This is a genomic window from Shewanella goraebulensis (assembly GCF_030252245.1).
Lineage (GTDB): Bacteria > Pseudomonadota > Gammaproteobacteria > Enterobacterales > Shewanellaceae > Shewanella > Shewanella goraebulensis.
On record NZ_CP126972.1, the window covers coordinates 3,612,337 to 3,632,804 of the forward strand.

The window sequence follows — 20,468 nt, forward strand, 5'->3', positions numbered from 1 at the left end:
CTCAGTCACTCAGGCTACCTTGGGTTAAACACTCGTTTATGTGCTGCTTTAATTGCATTAAACCAGTGTGCCCAGCGCAGGTGTTATTGTCTACTAAATATGTTTATTTACCGGTTTAGGTTGAGGAATTGGCACAACAGGTACGATTAATTGCTGTTTACCTTCAGGAAGTTGGCCAATCGGTTTGGTTTTTATTGGCTGCGGCATTGGATAAGGCTCTTGCTTGTGCACTGGTGTTCCAGTTCTTTGACCTGAAGCATCATTTGCTTTAGTTGCTGCAATAACTGCCGCTGATTTAGCCAGTGCAATAAATTCTGAACGCATCGCGTCAAGGCTCCCTTCGGTTGCTTCGATGGCAATCTCAATTAATTTGTTGTAATTAAAGTCATGGATATAATTATTCTGATTAATCAGTTGTCCCAAACCTGCAACAGCGGCTGCGAACTTAAAATCATCACTCGATTGCTCAAAAAACTTTTGTTGCTGACCTATATCAATCGGATATTGATAAATAAATTGCTGTTCTGAGCTTGAACGCCCATCAGATAACGAAATAACTGCAAAATCTTTGGCACTGTATCTGGCATGTATTGAGTTGTTGGCTGGCTGAACGTTTTTAGTTGTTGCATATTCAGCTTTTTCATTAAATCTGAGCTCATATAAAGCAATATATTGACGCGAATTACCGACAGTGACTTGTCTTTTACGTGACGAAGTTTGATAAGCATTTTCAAACCCAATTAAGCGGTACTCTGACACCAATCGTGGGTTAAACTTAACTTTAGCTCGCAACCAATTAAAACCAAGTGCCGCTTTTTCACTTGCATCTTTTGTAAGCTCAACATTCACTAACAGTATATGAGTACCTTGATTGTAAGGTGATGGAGCAAGTTCTGTCGCAATGGCATAGTTAGTTGAAACCGCTGCAGTATTATAAAACTGATAATCAAAGCGATTGAGTAATTGATGGCTATTAATGCTATTACGTTGTGGTAAATCATCATGACTCACGGCTTGCTGCAACGCATTATAATCGGCTTGACTCGATACAAAGCTGAATTGCGAGACAGGCGTTTCTCCAGTCACCATATTCCCGCCATGACCACTGATGACAAGATCCCCTTGGTAATAACCAGGTTTTACCGGTGGATAAGGTGGTTTTTTCGGAAAAGACAATGGCTCAGGAGGAATGGCTTGCACACGTTTTGCTCCTTCAGTAGCAGGAACTGTTTGGGTTTCAAGTTGGCTTTGTTCAAAGGAGTCAATGTCTGCAGCGTTAACAAATGTGCAAGCCCCAATAACTAGGGTAAATAACCCGAGATAAAGTGGATGTTGAATTCCATTTTTAGTTTGCTTTGTCATGTTTAACCTCATTACCAAGTCGTTGATTGATATCAACCTTATTAGTAATAACGTAAACAGAGCCCAAAAGGGTTATTTATTTTCGAAATGTTTCACCTAGGGCAATTTAACTCACTCATTGCAGTTAAGCATGAATCCATACACTGTTAGCTTAACTCGATGTCCCATATTGAAGTTGTACGTATTATCTCAAGTTAAACAGTGTTTCTAACTCAGGTATTAAAATGGATTTTTCTGCTTCACCAAAGAAATCATCATGCATCCGAATAAACGCTTCTTGAAAGCTTTGTTGACTCATCACATGGTCTATTTCAGCAATAACTTTGTCACCTTTAGCTCCTTTTGAGCAAGCAATATAACCATAAATAGCCTGTTCAACATGACGAATGGGAATTGAAATATAATCAAGAGTCTTGTCGTTGTCCCGCAAGTAAGCATCAACGACTTCGCTATATTCAATAATTCCTAAAACCCGTTGTGCATTTAACATTTCAATGAGTTTGTTTGAAGAACTTACACCACCTCGGACATAAAACTCATGGGGCGTTTTCGCGATTTGGTTGTCGATATATTCACCATAAGCCCTGTCTTTCACTACACCTATTTCTCCTTGGGTATTTTCAGGTAATTGGGCTAAATCCAACTGGTTAGCAAAAATATGCTGGTTTTTAGTCAATACAATCAAACGTAATGGTGGATAAATGCTGATGGGATAACGGGAAAAGGTCGCTACATCGAGTCGCGCAGGTGTTTTTATTTTATTGAACATGCAACTATTTTGTTGTTTAGACAATTCTAACCAACCACGGGTCATACTCACTTGCTGTTGTTCAAATGTCAGCTGATTATCGCTAAACTCCGTTAATAGCGAAATTGCTTCCATCTCCTCATTACCGGAAATAGACACAATATTTTCATCAACCTCAGTCAACATAACCGCACGCACTTCGGCATAAGCAGGTTGATTTAACAAAATAAAAATAATTGAAATGTAAAAAACTAGTCCCTTAGTCTTTAACCTTTGGAATGACATAGATTGCCTCCGAGTTTAAAGCCTATGCACCTAACATTAGAGGAGACTTTTAGCATTCGCAATCAGAAACTGAGTTTCAGCCGCACAAAACACTGAAAAGCAGCCAAAATAAAGCCAACATGATATTATCTAGCCCCTTTTTTATAGCGGGGTATTTCCCTGATATAAACCCTGTACCCTACACAGGGAAGAAGTATAAATAACCTAATAATATAAGTGTGTTAAGGAGTTATCATGCAAGCCCTTGTTGCCGTAGTAATGGGATCTAAGAGTGATTGGCCGACCATGGAAGCCGCCGCAGAAATTATGGACAAGCTTCAGGTGCCGTATCATGTTGAAGTTGTCTCAGCACATCGCACTCCTGACAAACTAATGGACTTTGCTAGCACAGCAGCAGATAAAGGCTATAAAGTCATTATCGGTGGCGCTGGTGGCGCAGCACATTTACCGGGTATGATCGCATCAAAAACCCGCTTACCAGTACTAGGTGTTCCAGTTCAAAGTAAGGCCCTTTCAGGTATGGATAGTCTACTTTCAATTGTTCAAATGCCTAAAGGTATTGCCGTTGGAACATTAGCCATTGGCACCGCTGGCGCATTTAACGCAGGTTTATTAGCCAGCCAAATTTTGGCTGTGACAGATGCTGAACTTGCAAGTCGTTTGGATGCGTTCCGCGAAGATCAAACTAATACTATTCTTGAAAATCCAGATCCGAGGGAAGCTTAATGCCTCAGCAAGATCTTAAGCAATCCGCTAAACAGCATAATGTCTGGGTTTTAGGTGATGGCCAATTGGGGGCAATGCTTTCTCATGCAGGTCAACCTCTAGCAATTAATGTTCGTCCTGTTGATATCATGACCCCATCTGATGAGCACTTACCACTCAAAGATACCGATGTGATTACAGCTGAGCGTGAGCAATGGCCAGAATCAAACTTGAGTTTACAACTCAGCGAGCACCCGCACTTTATTAATGGCCCTGTGTTTGGTCGCCTAGCTGATCGTTTTACTCAAAAAAGTTTATTAGATGAGTTATCTGTACCAACTTCTCCTTGGGAGTTAGTTGATGACAATACTCAAACTGGCGCCTTACATCAGCAATACGGTGATCGAGTATTACTAAAGCGCCGCACTGGTGGCTACGATGGTAAAGGCCAGCATTGGCTTAAGCAGGCTGAAGCAACAGAAATCCCTGCTGATTGGCGAAATGAAGCAATTGCAGAACAAGCGATTAACTTTGATGAAGAAGTCTCTATTGTTGGTGTCAGAACCAAAACTGGTGAATGTGTTTTTTACCCGCTAACGCTTAATTTACATCAAGATGGTATTTTAATGGCCTCTATTGCGCCATTAGCCCGTCTAGAACATCTACAAGCCCAAGCTGAAGCCATGCTTACTTGTGTAATGGATGAGCTTGAATATGTTGGTGTGATGGCGATGGAGTGCTTTAGAGTCGGTGAAGACTTATTGGTAAACGAGTTAGCACCACGGGTACATAACTCTGGTCATTGGACTCAATCAGGTTGTCACATTAACCAGTTTGAATTACACCTTCGTGCACTTTGTGGATTACCTATCCATAAGCCACAAGTTAACTTCCAGTGTGTGATGGTAAATTTAATCGGTGTAGATAAAGATGACCGCTGGTTAAGCCTGACTAACGCAGAGTTATTTTGGTACAACAAAGAAGTACGCGTCGGTCGTAAAGTCGGTCATTTAAACCTTTCTGCTCACAGTAAAGACATGGTCAATGACAGTATTGGTCAACTGCAACAATGGATGCCAACGCAATATCAAGCACCATTAGCGTGGATTTTAGAAGAGTTTAATGACTAACTCTCTTGATTATCATTACTGATTAATTATAAAAAAGGAGCCATCGGCTCCTTTTTTGATCATGTTAAATACAACAATCCTTCACACAAACGCCTAAGTAACAAGAAGCACTCCTAGATACATACCCTTGTCAGCACTTGCTCAAGATTTTCAGAGCTGGCTTTTTGCTGCTGCGCTCTATCAGAAATCGCTTTTAGATTAAGTTGAACCTCATGGCTTAAGCGTGAGATTTCTATTGCACGATTATTGATACTGCCAGTTGATGTTTGCTGACCTTGAATACTATAGGTCATGTTACCTGCGACACTATCAAGCTGTTGGAATGCGATGCCGATATCTGTAAATGCTTGATTCACTCGCTGACATTGCTGCAAGCTTTCTTGGGTAACACGCTGGCTTTCACCAATCGCACTCACCGCATTACCTGCTTTAGCTTGTAATTCTAATACGATTGATTGGATTTCTACCGTAGACTCTTGAGTGCGGTGGGCAAGCGCACGCACTTCATCTGCAACTACCGCAAAACCTCGACCTTGTTCACCAGCTCGAGCGGCTTCAATAGCTGCATTCAGCGCTAACAAGTTTGTTTGCTCTGCAATACTTTTAATCACTTCAAGAACATTACCGATTTTCTGACTGTCGATATTCAGCAAGTCTAAATCAGACACCATACTCTCAATACCATCAGCAAAAGTCGTCATTGAACTTTGGTTATTTTGGGCATCAACAGTCCCTTGTTCTAGTCGCTCTTTAACCTGAACAGAAGTCGACTTTAACTCATCGGCATTGTTAGAAAGCTCATCAGCAGTGTGCACAATTTCAGACAGAGATGTCGTAATGTGTTCATTCTCATCTGTACTTTTATTCACTGAAGATTCTGCTGCCTCCATTTGTGATGCGAGCTCATAAGAGCCAGTTCGCACATTATTTGCGTCAGTGCGAATATTATCGATAACAGATTTTAAATCCTCAATAAAATCACTGAGGTTATTAGTAATAGCCGCAATTTGATCATCATTGCTGTCTTTTAATGGCTTATCTGGCGCAGTTTCAGTGCTTATCACTAGACTTAAATAATCGCCTAATTTATTCAATCTTTGCTGTATCTGTTGCTTAAACAGATACACACCGACGATGAGTTGAGCCACACCTAAGCTGATGAGCATACATACGATTTGAGTCTTTGATATTGGTTCTGGCAAAAATAGGGTTACAACAACAGCCAGCAGCACTAACGAAAGCAACGGTAAAAGTAACTTCGTCTGCAATTTATTATCATTATAATTTTGCATATAGAGTTCCGAGAATAATTTTATTATATGAACATAATCGTTCTTATTATTTGAGAGACATACAAATTCTTTGGTCAATTACCAAGCGAAAGCATAATTAACACAATAGCTACATTTGTTATCGGAAGCAGCTGAGGAAAGTTTAGATTTATTGTGGGTTTAAGTTGAAATTATCACATAAAAAAGCCCCGATATGACGGGGCTGATTTAAAAGGTTAACTTACCCGAAGAATAAGCGCCATAGCCATGATGAATCTAAATCCTCTTTACAGGTTCGGTACTGAGCTGCATAGGTTTTAGAACGCGCATCTACGCGGTTTGCCACAGGAACTAACCAAGCTTTAGCTTTATAGGAGCCGCGTTTATACCCGCCCCAACCTTCGTGATAATTCAAATATTGATTTTTAGCATCCCATTTTGAAACGCCATTAATTTTATGGGTTTTATAAATGAACCAGCCCATAAAGTCCATCGCATCGTCAAAGTTACTTCGGCTCGACCAAGAGTTCCCCGTTTCACGCACGTAGTCGTCCCATGTCATGGTTTTGGCTTGCGCATATCCATAAGCATCACTTGCGCGCCCTGTAGGAATAAATCCTAAAAAGTACTCCATTGGCGGTGCAGCATTATGTTTAAAGGAGCTTTCTTGATACATCATAGCTAATGGGACATGCACTGGCACCCCCCATTTATCACGGGTATTTACCGCAGCTTTGTACCAAGAACGGTTCTCTTGGAATATAGAACATAAGTTATCAGGTTCTTTGGGTGGTGGCGTTGCACAACCTGCAAGTTGTAGAAGAATAACGGTGCTAAAAGCACGGAAAAACCACTTCATAAAAACCCTTATAAACAAATTAAATCAATTGAATGCATATTCAATATATTGGATCGATTTTCACATCTATAGAATGTAGATGCAATCGAGATTGGCATAAAATTAGCTTTTGCGCTTATTGATTAATAAGGCGACTCATCTAAGGGGGAAAATGACACTATTTTGTAAAAAGAGTAATAAATATATGAGGTAAACATCAACAGATGAATAATGCATTTGAAGGTTAGAAAAGAAAAGCTTACAAAAAGTTACTCCATTGGGTTAGCAAAGGCGCACTCATGAAACTCTTGTTTCCATACAACAGGCAGCCAGTAGTCAGTATTTAGACCGCTGTAAACTTTATCTTGTTTAAACTCTGCAGCTAAATGGTAACGCTGTTCACGTTCAACTTCCACCGTGATAGTTTTAGTTTGCCTTGCGGCTAGTTTAACCTTGAGATCAGCTGACTCAATTAATTCTGCAACAGTAAACTCATGACTACCAGCAGCTAATTTGTAATAAGGGCGAGAAATCACTGGTTTGCCATCAAGGTGGGTGACAACAACACGATATAAGCTGTCTGCTGTCGGCGGCGTAATATAACTCGCTACCGAGCCACAGGTAAACTCATCTTCGTTTGATGTTGCGCAGCTTTGCAGCAGCACAACGGTTGTTAAAGTTAGTGCAATCTTTACTGTTAAAAACGCAGCTTTGTTCATTGGTTTACGGCAGCAGGTTCAGCTAAATCAGCAAAATAATCCGCTAGAAACTCGTCAAAACTAACGGTAACTTGCGCTTCAACATCTTGCTGTTGCTGTAGTGATAGCTTGGCTTCGGCTTCATAACTAGCCGTCGCAGTTTCTGAAAGAGGATAATTTGCTAGGTATTGGTGGTATTGCTGAGATAACTGCTTCACCCACACACCATGATCAATACCTTGATTAACTACATCTTCAAGCACGCGACCCGATAACGTTTTACTTGGATCACTAATTGCTTCATGCCATTGCGTCAGTGCATCTTGATATTGGCTACCCTCACCATCAAGCAGTTTTGCAATACGGCTCATTGGTTCGAAAATATCATTAAGCCATTCACTTAATGCTACTTTTTCCCCATTACGGCTAAGCTCAAGACCAGGCTTACGACCTTCGGCAACAACCGCTTTAAGATTAGTTGCTATTTCAGCCTCAGCTAAATCATCCGTTTTTTCAGACGATAAGAGTAAGCAGTACAGCAAAAATAAATCGAGGAACTTAACCTGACTCGCATCAATGCCGATAGGGCTATATGGATTAACATCTAATGCACGCACTTCGATATATTCAACCCCAGCTCTTGCTAGCGCCTCAGATGGTTTTTCACCTGATTTAGCTACTCGTTTAGCACGGATAGGCGAGTAAAACTCATTTTCAATTTGCAGCACATTGCTATTAAGCTGACGATATTCGCCGTCAACTTTTACACCAATTTCAGCAAAACTTGCTGAAGGCATTCTAATAGCTTCCCCCACACCAGTTAAGTATTCAGGTAATGAATTGTAACTGATATTAAGTTGTTCTTGCTCTTTGTTGGTATAACCTAAATCACTCATACGAAGTGATGTTGCATATGGAAGGTATAAGGTACCTTTACCAGTTTTCTTAAAGTCAAAACCGACATCTTGGCCTTTCACAAACGAGCTACATAACGCAGGAGATGAGCCAAAGAAATACGGCAACACCCATACAAGGCGTCGATAATTACGGATCATGCCAAAGTAAGATTCTGAAATAAAATCTTGTCGAGATAAGCTTTTATCGCTGTTCTCATACAAGGTATCCCATAATTGTTCTGAAACCGAAAAATTAAAGTGCACACCTGCAATGATTTGCATTAGTGGACCGTATCGATGGGTTAAGCCTTTACGATATAGGGTTTTCATCTTGCCGTTATTTGAGCTGCCATAACGCGCAATTGGGATATCTTTTTCATCGCCGACATAACACGGCATACTGACAGGCCATAGCGACTGACCGTTCATGTTTTTTACACTGTAGGCGTGAGTTTTAGTCAGGCCTTCTAATAAGGTATCAATATTAGTATTTACAGGGGTTATGAACTCAAGCAATGACTCACTGTAATCAGTGGTAATACGAGAATGAGTTAATGCAGAGCCTAGCTTTTCTGGATGACCATCTTTTGCTAATTGACCAGAATCATCGATACGTAATGCTTCACGCTCAATGCCGCGTTGCATACCAAGTAAAGAATCACGGCCTTCGCCGTTAGAAAGAAGATTGATTATTTCATTGAATGAATTCAATTTGCTGTTCTCTTATTGTTGCTCGTATTCGTCGCACTCATTCGCGACATTCAAACTGCTAGACCCGATATTAAACGACATTATTTCTCAGATTGCATAAATAAATACAATTAATGAGCAAATTTACGTTTCATCACTTAACAAATATCTCTGAATAAAGGTCATTTAACATACGTCAAATAAAGAAAAAACGGTAACATTGATATTGTCACCGTTATTCATATGTCTTTATTGTATCAGACCCTATAAAGCCTATATAGGGTCGATAGTTTCAAATGCAATAGCTAAGCTTATTTAATCTCTTTAATAGGATAACCTAATGCTTCTAGTTTTGGATAAATCGCTTTTTTATCACCCACAATTACCATGATCATTTCAGATAATTTAAGCTGTTCTGCCGCTAACTTATTTAACTCAGCCGCAGTTATATTTTCCACTATCTCAGCTTGCTGATCGGTAAAATCATCGGCCAATTGGTAGCGTTGGATAATACGCATAAAGCCAGCTTTTTGATAAGGCGTTTCATAATCTAGCGCCTTACCTTGAGAAATAGAACTGCGCATAAAGGCCAACTCTTTTTCCGTCATGCCTTCTTTCTGAAAGTGCTCTATTTCATTGACAAACTCAGTAACTGACTCAGCAGTAACATCACTTCTAACACTTGCAGATGCTTCAAAACGCCCGGTTAAATCATTACCATTAAACCCTGTACGTGCGCCATAGGTGTAGCCTTTATCTTCACGAAGGTTCAGATTTATGCGACTGTTAAACGCACCGCCCAATGGGTAATTCATTAAGAACGATTTGAAATATTCACCAGTTGCATCATATGGCAGAGCACGTTTACCAATTTTTATCACAGACTGAGCCGCATCAGGTTTATCAATGATATAAATGGTGCCACCAGCAAGTTCAGGCAGTGCAGGTAACGTCATTGAATCATTGGCTTTTCCTTGCCATTGTTCAAAAACAGATAACGACGGCATAATCTCTTTTTGGTTCAAATCTGACACCACGACCATTTGCGCATTACCTGCTTTATATTGCTGCTGATAAAACTGTTTAACGTCATCAAGTGTTAGCGCAGATACAGTTTCAAGTGTCCCGCCTGCATTAGCGCTTAAATGGCTGTCATCACCATAAAGTAAGCTTGAAAAACCGCGGCTGGCTAAATAGTTAGGATCTGACTCTTGATGCTGTAAGCCCTGAATTTCTTGCTGCTTTAAACGCTCAAAGTCAGCCTCAACAAACCCTGGGGTAAATAGCTTTTCTTGTAAAATAGCTAAAGTAGGGGTTAGGTTTTCCGTTAAGCTAGATACTTGAATAAAGCTTTGGGTCGCTGAAGCACCAAATGAGATACTACTGCCTAGCATTTCAAGTGCTCCCGCTAATTCTTCAGTGGAACGTTTTTCACTTGATTCATTTAACATTGACGCAGTAATTGACGCTAAGCCAGCTTTATCCATTTCAGGTAATCGGTTACCGCCTTCAAGATAAATTAATAACGCAACGGTAGGCGTTTCATCACTTTCAGTGCCCATGACCTCAATGCCGTTATCTAATTTTGCAGTCCACAATTCTGGTACTTTAAGTACTGGCGCTTCACCGACTTTAGGCATCACACTGCGATCAAAACTTGAGGTGATTTGACGAACATTTTCAGTACCTGTTACAGCCGCTTCAGCAATAGGTAACATGGTCGGGGTGAAGTTATCTGGCTTGGCAATTAATTGCTGGGCACCTTCTGGTACAACGCTCATCACCACCATAGGCTTGTTTTTGATGTAAGTGTTAAATACACGCATTACATCTTCTTTGGTGACATTAGCATAACGCTCAAGGTCACGTGCAATCATGTTCGGGTCATCAAAGAAGGTTTGGTTGTAAGCCAGTGTCGACACCTTACCCTTAACGCTTTGCATACCGTAAATAGTATCAGATTCAAATTGTACTTTTACTTTTTGTAAATCATCATCAGTCACCCCACGCAGCTCAAACTCAGCAATTGAATCATTCATTTTTTGCTCAAGATCGGCAAGGTTTGCCCCGCTAGCTGGGTTTGCTAACGCATATAAAGTTAACCGGCACGACAACTCTTGGCACGGATGCCCAACAGACGCTTGTACAGCAAAGCCATCTTTGACTAAGTTTTTATAAAACAGTGAGGTTTTGCCACCACCTAAAATGTTGGCCAACAAGTCTAACGCTGCTTCATCTTCGTGACGTGCATACACTGTTGGAAATCCCATATAGATAAGCGGTAAATGCACTTTATCTTCCATAGAGATATAACGAGATTTATCTAAAACTACTGGCGTTTTAGGATCAGCTTTCACTTCAGGCCCGCGCGCTAACTCACCAAAATACTTATTCACCATCGCAAGGGTTTGTACTTCATCAAAGTCGCCACCTATGGTCAACGTCGCATTATTAGGACCATACCAACGCTTAAAGAAGTTTCTAACATCATCAACGGTTGCACGTTCTAAATCTTCAGGCCAACCAATTACAGGCCAAGAATATGGGTGCCCTGCTGGGAACATAGCCTGATTAAAACGCTCATTTAAGCGGCCATAAGGTTGATTATCAATTCGTTGTGCTCGTTCATTTTTAACCGTTTCACGTTGGACTTCGAATTTTTCGCTCGTCAGAGCAGGAAGCAAAAAGCCCATTCGATCTGACTCTAACCACAACATTTTTTCTAACTGGTTGCTGGGTACGGTTTCAAAGTAGTTCGTACGATCGGTATTAGTGGTGCCATTGAGCGTGCCACCCGCTTCGGTGATGACTTTGAAATGCTGTTCGTCGCCGACATTTTGTGAGCCTTGGAACATCATGTGTTCGAATAAATGAGCAAAACCACTGCGGCCAGCAACTTCACGGGCTGATCCCACATGGTAGGTGACATCGACATGCACTAATGGATCGGAGCTATCTTGATGCAAAATGACCGTTAGGCCATTCTCAAGTTGGTATTTTTTATAAGGGATGCCTATCGCATCTGATACTTGAACGGTTTCAAGTAATGTGATGCCTTCAGGTAATGCTGATGTCGTTGTCACTTCATGGGCACAACCACTAATAGCGATAGAAACTGCCGCTGCCAAGATCCATTTTTTCACTTTATTCTCCTTGAATAAAAGCTCAATGAGGTTTGTTAGATTGATGTCTGACAACACAGCCTGAATAGGGGTTCAATTTAAAATTCCCCATTGATTCAACCGCTGAAAAAAAACCTCATTAAACATTGCGTTTTTTATTATTGACGACACCTTTCAATATCATGATTTCATTTTTACCACGCCCATATAAAGGCCGCTACTATTAAAGAGTATCGAATTGTTTTACCAATCAGAATCATAATGGTTGATGGCACTATGGGTAGTTTTAACCAACCTGCAATTAAACACAAAATATCACCTATTAATGGCAGCCAAGAAAGTAATAATGCCCAGTAACCATATTTTTCGATTAATTTTAATCCATGTTGGTATTTTTTAGAGGCAAAGTCGTCAGGTGTCTTAGCAAAGCGGCCCAAATAGCCTAAATAGTAACTCGTAACAGCCCCTAACGAGTTACCTACGCTGGCCACCACTAACAAAGACAACCAAGTTTCGGGGGCATCTGTTAATAAGGCCACAAGTAAAACTTCTGAACCTCCAGGTAACAAAGTTGCCGCTAAAAAAGCCCCACTAAACATTAACCATAACGCAGTCATTCACTTTACCCAATGATATCTATAGAGTTTTAAATACTTTAAACAAGTAACTCGACAAAGTTAGCAAGTTGTTGAATTTTAAAGTGCATTTAACATATTATGTAAATGATATAAGTTATATCAAAAACGGTTTGTTCCACCTTGGAACACTCAATACAATTCGAAAATTGTTCAGCTAAAGACTGTAGTTAAGCAATATTAAAATAAGCTGAACATCATGTTGCTTATCGGCGTATTGCTACTTTCTTACAAACAAATCAACAATGACTATCAATGGCCTTTATGTGTGATTGTGTTAGGTTATTGAAATAATAATCCCCTTGCTTACTTTAAAGAGCAAGTATAATAAATAGTTGGAATTGAAATGATTTTTCAAACCTTGAAACGTATTCCTTTTTGGCAAAAAGTGCTGGCAGGTTTTGGGCTCGGTATATTAGCGGGTATCGCCCTTGGCGATAGTGCCGTAATGCTTAAGCCTCTTGGCGACTTGTTCATTAGTGCCATTAAAATGCTGGTTGCGCCTTTGGTATTTTGTGCCATCGTTGTCAGTATCACTTCTTTAGGTACCCAAGCTAACCTCAAACGACTCAGCTTAAAAACCTTGGGGCTGTTTATGCTAACAGGCACAGCAGCATCATTTATTGGTCTTGCTATTGGTAGCTCATTTGATATGGGCGGCAGTATCGAACTGGCCACATCTGAAGTCCGTGACCGTGATATCCCAGGCTTTGCCCAAGTACTACTTAACATGATCCCAGAAAACCCATTTGCGTCATTAGCTGAAGGCAAAGTATTACAGATCATCGTATTTGCAGCTTTAGTGGGTATTGCAATTAACGCTGTTGGTGAAAAAGCAGCACCGTTAAAAAACACCATTAGCGCCGGCGCTGAAGTGATGTTCGAATTAACGCGCATGGTATTAAAGCTCACTCCAATCGGTGTGTTTGGTTTAATGGCATGGGTTGTAGGTGAATATGGTTTATCGACGTTATTGCCACTAGGTAAGTTCATTTTAGCGATTTACGTTGCAGCCTTAATCCATATTATTTTTGTTTATGGCGGATTAATAAAGTTTGTGGCGAAATTAAGTCCTGTGCAGTTTTTCCGTAAAGCGATGCCAGCTCAGTTAGTGGCTTTCAGTACCGCTTCAAGCTTTGGCACATTACCAGCGAGCAGCAAATGTACTGAATCAATGGGCGTATCGAAACGTTATAGCGCATTTGTTTTGCCACTCGGCGCAACCATGAATATGGACGGTTGTGGTGGTATTTACCCAGCGATTGCCGCTATCTTTATTGCCCAAATCTACGGTATCCCGTTAGATATGACTGATTACATGTTAATTGCAGTGACTGCAACGGTGGCATCTGTTGGTACAGCAGGCGTTCCTGGTAGTGCAATGGTGATGTTAACTGTGACATTAGGCGTTGTAGGCTTACCACTAGAAGGTATTGCTTTCATTGCCGCTATTGACCGCGTGATTGACATGATCCGCACAGCAACCAATGTGACGGGTGATATGATGACTGCAGTTGTAATTGGTAAAAGCGAAGGTCAGTTTGATGAAGCGCAATTCAATTCAAATGATAAAGTGATCGAGCAAGCCGCTTAACCGATAAAGCGCAGTTAAGATTTAACTAAAAATGGCAGATGAAATCATCTGCCATTTTTATTAGCTAGAACTAAAACTTAGCATTGGCCCATAACCACACTTTATCCGTATCCACTTTACCCGCAGCAACATCGCCAGCAGAGTATGACGCATACTTAACACCTAATGTGTAGTGGTCATACACAGGTACACTAAATACAGCATTAACCTCTGAACCTAAATCATCAACATTTTCGCTCGATTCATCAGCATCAAATTCATGATATGCCACAGCCCACTTACCACCTAACACTTTACCGCCAATAGAGGCATACAAATCAGCTAAACCTTGACTCGGCGTGGTTAAAAACTGATCCGTCCAACCATTAAAACCATGTAATGTAGCCAGCGGGGTCGAGAAACCATAGTCGCCATCATCTGAACCCAGCAATTCATATCCCACTTTAAAGGTAACTGCTGACAGCCCTATTCCCCCCTCAAGGCTCATGTAATCAGCGGAATAAGACTGATCAGCGTTATCTGAGTCCTGAGTTGCATATTCTGCGGAGTACAAAACCTTAATATCGGCTATATCAGTACTACCAGCAAAACGAAGACCATATGTGTCCAAGCCGTTTTCAATGTCATTATCTACTTCAAGTAAATAACCGTAACCACTTAAGGTACCGAAACCTGTTTTAAGTGAAGCATTAATCAAGTTATCTTTTGAATCGACATCTTTTTCTTCAGCAAAGATACGATTACGTTGAGTGATGTAGCCGTAATCAATTTTGAAAACATCATTGAACTGATACTCAAGCATGACGCCATCAAAGGTTTGTCTGTCTTGACGCCAACCCACATGACCAACGAAGCGCTGGTTATCAAAGGTAATCACTTGACGACCGCCCTTAACACTAAAGCCCTTAAAATTGTATTTAAGGAATAATTGGTCAAGCTCAGTGGTTTCAGGATCCGCAATTACAGAGTAATCAGGGTTTTTACCTAAGGTATCGTTGTAATCATCAACGCCTGCAACAACACGTGAATCTTCAAATTCAACTAGTGATGAAAAGCCATAGTAATCAGCTGTGGCGTAAGTCAGTCGAGTTCGTAATGTAAATGCATCTGCGTCCTTAAGCGCATTGTCTTGCTCTACCATTTCGTAACGAAGGTTCATGTCTAAGTTAACTTTACCTTCGGTTACCGCTTCAGCAATACTATTCGCTTCAGCAGCATGTACGTTTGTGGTTGTTACCAGTGCTATCGATACTGGTACCAGCACACTTAATGCTGGTTTAGCCCACTTGTTTGTAAAACACATTTCCTTAATAAAGGCTGCAAGTTGAGTCTTCTTCATCATATTTCCCTTTGTTTTTAAAACAAGTCCATCACAAAAATCTTAGCTTACTTTGGCAGTTTCACTACTGCTAATTGATGATTTACTAATATTAATATTCTCAACTTTACGTTGTTTCTCATACAAGAACTTCAATACCTCAGCTCTTAGACGGTTATATTCATTGTCCTCAGCCAATGCTAACCGTGCTCTTGGACGTGGCAAGTTAACCTCTAAAATCTCACCGACTGTTGCTGCTGGGCCATTTGTCATCATCACAATTTTGTCTGACAACAACACCGCTTCATCAACATCATGGGTGATCATAATGACGGTGTTGTTCAACTCATTCTGGATCTCCATCAAGGAGTCCTGCATATGGGCTCGTGTTAACGCATCGAGAGCACCAAATGGTTCATCCATCAATAACACATCAGGCTGCATCGCTAATGCACGTGCAATACCTACACGCTGCTTCATGCCGCCAGAAATTTCACTAGGACGTTTATGCATCGCATGATCCATGTGCACTAACTTAAGGTTATGCTCAATCCATTGCTTCATTTCAGCTTTGTTCATTTTTTTCTGAAACACCTGCTTAACCGCTAACTCCACATTTTGATAAGCAGTTAACCATGGCAGCAACGAATGGTTTTGAAATACCACCGCTCGTTCAGGGCCTGGCTCGGTGACTTCAGTACTATTTAAAATCACCCCGCCTTTGGTCGCTTGATATAAACCCGCGACAATATTCAATACGGTTGATTTACCACAACCGGAGTGACCAATTAGTGAGACAAACTCACCTTTATTGATTTTAAGATTCACTTCCTTAAGCGCTTTAAATGGCCCACTTGGAGTGGGAAAATCCATATCAATGTTACTTATATCTAAAAAGGTGCTCATTAGACTGTCCTCTTTCAATGACTACTTTATTTGAACCACGACTTTCAAAGGCTATTTGCTTTTATCCCACGAGATCCAGCGTTGTAGAGCTAATACGCCTCGGTCGAGTAAAAAACCAATCAAACCAATAACCACCACAGCAGCCATAATGCGTGCTAATGATTCAGAACTACCGTTTTGGAATTCATCCCAAACAAACTTACCTAAACCTGGGTTTTGGGCGAGCATTTCTGCGGCAATCAGTACCATCCAAGCCACACCAAGCGATAAACGCATGCCAGTAAATATCAGTGGAATTGATGCAGGTAAGACGATTTTTTGCACATGAGTTAACGGCGATAAACGCAATACGCGACTAACGTTGACCAAATCTGAATCAATATTGGCGACCCCAAGCGAGGTGTTAATCATCATTGGCCACAAGCTACATAAGGTGACGGTCAGTAAAGAATTAATAAACGACTTTGACACCATAGGATCTGGTGACATATAAAGCGCACTTACCACCATAGTGACCAGAGGTAACCAAGCTAGGGGTGAAACGGGCTTAAAAATCTGCACAATAGGATTAAGCGCAGCATTTAACGTTGGACTTAACCCCATCCAAATTCCCATTGGTATGGCAATCGCCGCAGCTAAGATAAAACCTGACATCACTGTGATTAAACTGGTAAAGATCTGGTCTAAAAAGGTTTCTTTACCTGTATAAGCCCGCACTTTAACCTTGTAGGTAGGGTCAGCCTCTAACCTTGCAGCATTGCGAACTTCTTGACGGTCATAAAAAGCTTCCGCTTTTACTCTTTCTGCATTGTGCTCTTGATATAAAGCGCCAAACTGCCCCGCCACGGCAACAGGTCCGGGGAATTTACCTAGCGAAGTATTAATACTGTTTGCTGCAATTGACCAAATCACTAAAAAGACAGTGATACCAATAACAGGCAGCAATAACGCTTTGCTGGCTTGACTCATTAAAGATAAAAAAGAAGTCACCTTACTTTTATCTATCATTAATCGATCTGTTAACCGTGTAATGGTTGTCATAATGTTTTCCTTAACGACTTAACATTAATCGTAAACAACATGGTTAATCATGCTGCTTACGAATAAACGCTTATAGTTTGTCGCCTTGCTTTAAACCAATAGCGAACTTGCTTAAATAATCATTTGGTGCACTGCCGTCATAAACGATGTCGTCAATGAAGTGCTGTTGTGGCTTTTTGAAACCAGTCTCTGTCGCAAAGTCAGGGAAGTGTTTAGCATCGATGGTTTTATCATCAATCAATGATTGAGCGGCTTTGGCGTAAATATCAGGACGATACACTTTTGCAGCAATGTCTTTGTACCAAGCATCAGGCTTGTCATCAGAGATTTGACCCCAACGACGCATTTGAGTCAGATACCAAATAGCATCTGAGTAATACGGGTAAGTGGCGTTATAGCGAAAGAAAACATTAAAATCAGGTACTGCTCGTTTATCACCTTTTTCGTATTCAAAGGTACCTGTCATGCTGTTTGCGATTACATCGTAATCAGCGCCAACATAGTTAGATTGAGATAGGATTTTTACGGCTGCAGGGCGGTTAGCATTGTCATTATCATCTAACCATTTAGCGGCTTTAATTAGCGCACGGGTTAAACGTATTGTGGTGTTAGGGTATTTTTCAGCAAACTCAGCTGTAATGCCGAACACTTTCTCTGGATTATCTTTCCAAATTTCATAATCAGTTACAACCGGTACTCCAATCCCTTTAAATACTGCTTGTTGGTTCCAAGGTTCACCCACGCAGTAACCGTAAATAGTGCCAGCTTCAAGTGTTGAAGGCATTTGCGGTGGAGGTGTTACAGATAAGAAAGCTTCAGCATCAAGTTGCCCTGAGGTATCGCCTTTATGTGGTGCATAATAACCTGGGTGAATACCACCAGCCGCTAACCAATAACGTAGTTCATAGTTATGAGTTGATACTGGGAATACCATGCCCATTTTAAAAGGCTTACCTGCTTCAGTGAACTGCTCAACGACAGGCTTTAATGCATCAGCTTTAATCGGATGAACTGGTTTACCTTCGCTATCTTTAGCAATATTTGGCTTCATTTTCTTCCAGATATCGTTCGATACAGTAATCGCATTACCATTTAAGTCCATTGAAAACGGCGTGATGATATGTGCTTTAGTGCCATAACCAATGGTAGCTGCAATAGGTTGACCCGCTAACATATGTGCGCCATCTAAACGTCCATCAATGACCCCATCTAATAACACTTTCCAATTTGCTTGAGCTTCGATGGTGACGTACAAACCTTCTTCCTCGAAGTAACCATTTTCATAAGCAATCGCAATCGGCGCCATATCAGTAAGCTTGATAAAACCGAAAGTTAACTCTTCTTTTTCAGGAAAGCCGACTTCTGCCATCACAGGCATCACCGTGGCAAACGATACCGTCAATAAGGTATGTTTAAGTGCTTTTTTCCAATTCATCTTTATATCCTTGTTAAATTTAAAAAGTTAAGTTTTAAATAGGCAAAACAAAAAAGGCGCTCAATTACTCCTTTAGGAATAATTAAGCGCCTTTGCTTAAATGTGTTATCTGGTTTTTGTTCTCATAAATCACGAAATACGGCTAAATAATCGACATTAATCGTGACTAACAAGAGACATTAATTTATTTAATAGCTGTACTTTACTATTCAGCAACCGTGCCAACTTAACAAGCCTTTGTTTTAAATAGAAATATAATTTTACAGCAAGGTAGTACCTATAAAGAGTAGTACCAATTTAGTGCGAACCCGATCCTACCGCACCTAAATGGGTAGTCTTAATACAACAGCCTACCCTAAAGAGGTGCAATCAAAGTATTTAATAAAACTAAGTTGGATTATTGTCTCAAGAGCTTTACCCCAAACTTAATTTAAGAGCTTTGTTTAAGAACTATATTTAAGAACTTTGTTTAAGAGCAGATTCAAGCTGAAGTGTTTGATGTTGTGGTAATTCGCCAATCCTTGAAATCGAACGCTGTTGAAATAAAACACTATTGAGTTAGAAGACCAATAGATACAGGGCGGTAAATCGGCCAATAAAAAAGCCACTCAATGAGTGGCTTTAAAACTTAAATCAATGTTAACAATGGCTCTGCCGATATAACTAGCCTAACACTGCCAGTAATACCCCCGCAGCAACCGCACTACCAAGTACACCTGCAACGTTAGGTCCCATGGCATGCATTAACAGGAAGTTTTGCTGATTGGACTCTAAACCAACCTTATTTACAACTCGTGCAGCCATAGGCACTGCTGAGACTCCTGCAGCACCAATCAATGGGTTAATCTTGCCGCCTGATACCTTAGACATAATTTTTGCCATCGTCACACCAGCAGCCGTACCAATACTAAACGCAACAGCACCTAATACCAGAATACCTAAAGTCTCAATACGTAAGAACTCTTCAGCCTGTAGTTTAGAACCTACAGCCAAACCTAAGAAGATAGTCACAATATTGATCAACTCATTTTGTGCAGTACTTGATAATCTATCAACTACGCCAGACTCACGCATTAAGTTACCTAAACAAAACATCCCTACCAGCGGTGTGGCTGCTGGTAAAAACAAAATAGTCATACCAACAACCATCAACGGGAAGATGATTTTCTCTTTCTTACTGACTTCACGCAGCTGTTCCATCTTGATGCTACGCTCTGACTCGTTTGTAAGAAGACGCATAATCGGAGGCTGGATCAGCGGTACTAATGCCATATATGAATAGGCAGCAACCGCAATCGCACCCAATAAATCAGGGGCAAGTTTAGAGGCTAAGAAGATTGCCGTAGGTCCGTCAGCACCACCAATAATCGCAATAGCAGCAGCATCTTGCATGCTAAATTCAAAACCAGGTACCAAGTTAAGGGCAATTGCACCAAGTAAAGTGGCAAAAATACCAAACTGCGCTGCAGCGCCCAGTAACAATGTTTTAGGGTTTGCAATCAGTGCACCAAAGTCAGTTAGTGCGCCAACGCCCATGAAAATCAACAATGGGAAAATCCCAGTTTCAATCCCCACATAGTAGGCGTACCAAAGTAAGCCACCTTCGTCGGTAAAACCTGCATTAGGAATGTTAGCTAGAATTGCACCAAAACCAATAGGCACTAAAAGTAACGGTTCGAATCCTTTAGCGATAGCGAGATAAAGTAATCCCCCCCCTATCGCCATCATGAATAATTGATCAGGTGCGAAGTTAGCAATACCCGTCTCAGACCAAAAGGCCATTAATCCTTCCAT

16 protein-coding genes are annotated in these 20,468 nt (G+C 40.8%); 3 read left to right on the top strand and 13 right to left on the bottom strand.

Annotation, left to right across the window (positions count from 1 at the left end):
• Window positions 1-93: 93 nt before the first annotated feature.
• Both QPX86_RS15315 and QPX86_RS15320 read right to left on the bottom strand, forming a co-directional pair.
• A complete protein-coding gene (locus tag QPX86_RS15315; protein ID WP_285163135.1) occupies window positions 94-1,362 on the bottom strand; it encodes a YfbK domain-containing protein in 1,269 nt (422 codons plus the stop codon).
• Window positions 1,363-1,546: 184 nt separating this feature from the next.
• Window positions 1,547-2,395, bottom strand: a complete 849-nt coding sequence (locus QPX86_RS15320) for a hypothetical protein (RefSeq protein WP_285163136.1) — start codon at window positions 2,393-2,395, stop codon at window positions 1,547-1,549.
• Window positions 2,396-2,629: 234 nt separating this feature from the next.
• Between QPX86_RS15320 and purE the strand changes: the two genes are divergently transcribed.
• Both purE and purK read left to right on the top strand, forming a co-directional pair.
• Window positions 2,630-3,121: a 5-(carboxyamino)imidazole ribonucleotide mutase gene (gene purE, locus QPX86_RS15325; RefSeq protein WP_285163137.1), complete on the top strand. Its 492-nt coding sequence runs from the start codon at window positions 2,630-2,632 to the stop codon at window positions 3,119-3,121.
• Entirely contained in the window at window positions 3,121-4,230 is a 1,110-nt protein-coding gene (gene purK, locus QPX86_RS15330; RefSeq protein WP_285163138.1) for a 5-(carboxyamino)imidazole ribonucleotide synthase, read from the top strand. The genes purE and purK overlap by 1 nt, the downstream gene beginning before the upstream one ends.
• A gap of 113 nt (window positions 4,231-4,343) precedes the next feature.
• On the opposite strand, the gene QPX86_RS15335 is transcribed toward purK, so the two are convergent.
• The 6 genes from QPX86_RS15335 to QPX86_RS15360 all read right to left on the bottom strand — a co-directional run bounded on the left by QPX86_RS15335 (window position 4,344) and on the right by QPX86_RS15360 (window position 12,362).
• Window positions 4,344-5,522, bottom strand: coding sequence for a methyl-accepting chemotaxis protein (locus QPX86_RS15335; RefSeq protein ID WP_220752743.1), 1,179 nt, complete (start codon window positions 5,520-5,522; stop codon window positions 4,344-4,346).
• Between the two features lie 220 nt (window positions 5,523-5,742).
• Window positions 5,743-6,360 carry a transglycosylase SLT domain-containing protein gene (locus QPX86_RS15340; protein ID WP_220752744.1) on the bottom strand — a complete coding sequence of 206 codons (618 nt, stop codon included), beginning with the start codon at window positions 6,358-6,360 and terminating at the stop codon, window positions 5,743-5,745.
• A gap of 248 nt (window positions 6,361-6,608) precedes the next feature.
• A complete protein-coding gene (locus QPX86_RS15345) occupies window positions 6,609-7,058 on the bottom strand; it encodes a hypothetical protein (protein ID WP_220752745.1) in 450 nt (149 codons plus the stop codon).
• Window positions 7,055-8,644, bottom strand: coding sequence for a glutamate--cysteine ligase (gene gshA / locus QPX86_RS15350; RefSeq protein WP_259651238.1), 1,590 nt, complete (start codon window positions 8,642-8,644; stop codon window positions 7,055-7,057). The genes QPX86_RS15345 and gshA overlap by 4 nt, the downstream gene beginning before the upstream one ends.
• A gap of 290 nt (window positions 8,645-8,934) precedes the next feature.
• Window positions 8,935-11,766: a M16 family metallopeptidase gene (locus QPX86_RS15355; RefSeq protein WP_285163139.1), complete on the bottom strand. Its 2,832-nt coding sequence runs from the start codon at window positions 11,764-11,766 to the stop codon at window positions 8,935-8,937.
• A gap of 173 nt (window positions 11,767-11,939) precedes the next feature.
• Window positions 11,940-12,362, bottom strand: a complete 423-nt coding sequence (locus tag QPX86_RS15360; protein WP_220752748.1) for a YqaA family protein — start codon at window positions 12,360-12,362, stop codon at window positions 11,940-11,942.
• Between the two features lie 364 nt (window positions 12,363-12,726).
• Here QPX86_RS15360 and QPX86_RS15365 point away from each other — a divergent pair, with 364 nt between their 5' ends.
• Window positions 12,727-13,974 carry a dicarboxylate/amino acid:cation symporter gene (locus tag QPX86_RS15365; RefSeq protein WP_220752749.1) on the top strand — a complete coding sequence of 416 codons (1,248 nt, stop codon included), beginning with the start codon at window positions 12,727-12,729 and terminating at the stop codon, window positions 13,972-13,974.
• 70 nt (window positions 13,975-14,044) lie between these two features.
• Here the strand turns inward: QPX86_RS15365 and QPX86_RS15370 are convergent, their stop codons facing one another.
• The 5 genes from QPX86_RS15370 to QPX86_RS15390 all read right to left on the bottom strand — a co-directional run bounded on the left by QPX86_RS15370 (window position 14,045) and on the right by QPX86_RS15390 (window position 20,468).
• Complete coding sequence (locus QPX86_RS15370; RefSeq protein WP_285163140.1) at window positions 14,045-15,313, bottom strand: alginate export family protein; 1,269 nt, start codon at window positions 15,311-15,313, stop codon at window positions 14,045-14,047.
• Window positions 15,314-15,355: 42 nt separating this feature from the next.
• Window positions 15,356-16,198 (bottom strand): ABC transporter ATP-binding protein, encoded by an 843-nt coding sequence (locus tag QPX86_RS15375; RefSeq protein WP_285163141.1) that lies wholly within the window; start codon window positions 16,196-16,198, stop codon window positions 15,356-15,358.
• A gap of 51 nt (window positions 16,199-16,249) precedes the next feature.
• Complete coding sequence (locus tag QPX86_RS15380) at window positions 16,250-17,206, bottom strand: ABC transporter permease (RefSeq protein ID WP_407696635.1); 957 nt, start codon at window positions 17,204-17,206, stop codon at window positions 16,250-16,252.
• Window positions 17,207-17,309: 103 nt separating this feature from the next.
• Complete coding sequence (locus tag QPX86_RS15385) at window positions 17,310-18,617, bottom strand: CmpA/NrtA family ABC transporter substrate-binding protein (RefSeq protein WP_285165182.1); 1,308 nt, start codon at window positions 18,615-18,617, stop codon at window positions 17,310-17,312.
• A 720-nt stretch (window positions 18,618-19,337) separates the two neighbouring features.
• The gene (locus tag QPX86_RS15390) at window positions 19,338-20,468 is read right to left on the bottom strand and encodes a sodium ion-translocating decarboxylase subunit beta (protein ID WP_220752757.1); all 1,131 of its coding nucleotides are present in this window, start codon (window positions 20,466-20,468) and stop codon (window positions 19,338-19,340) included.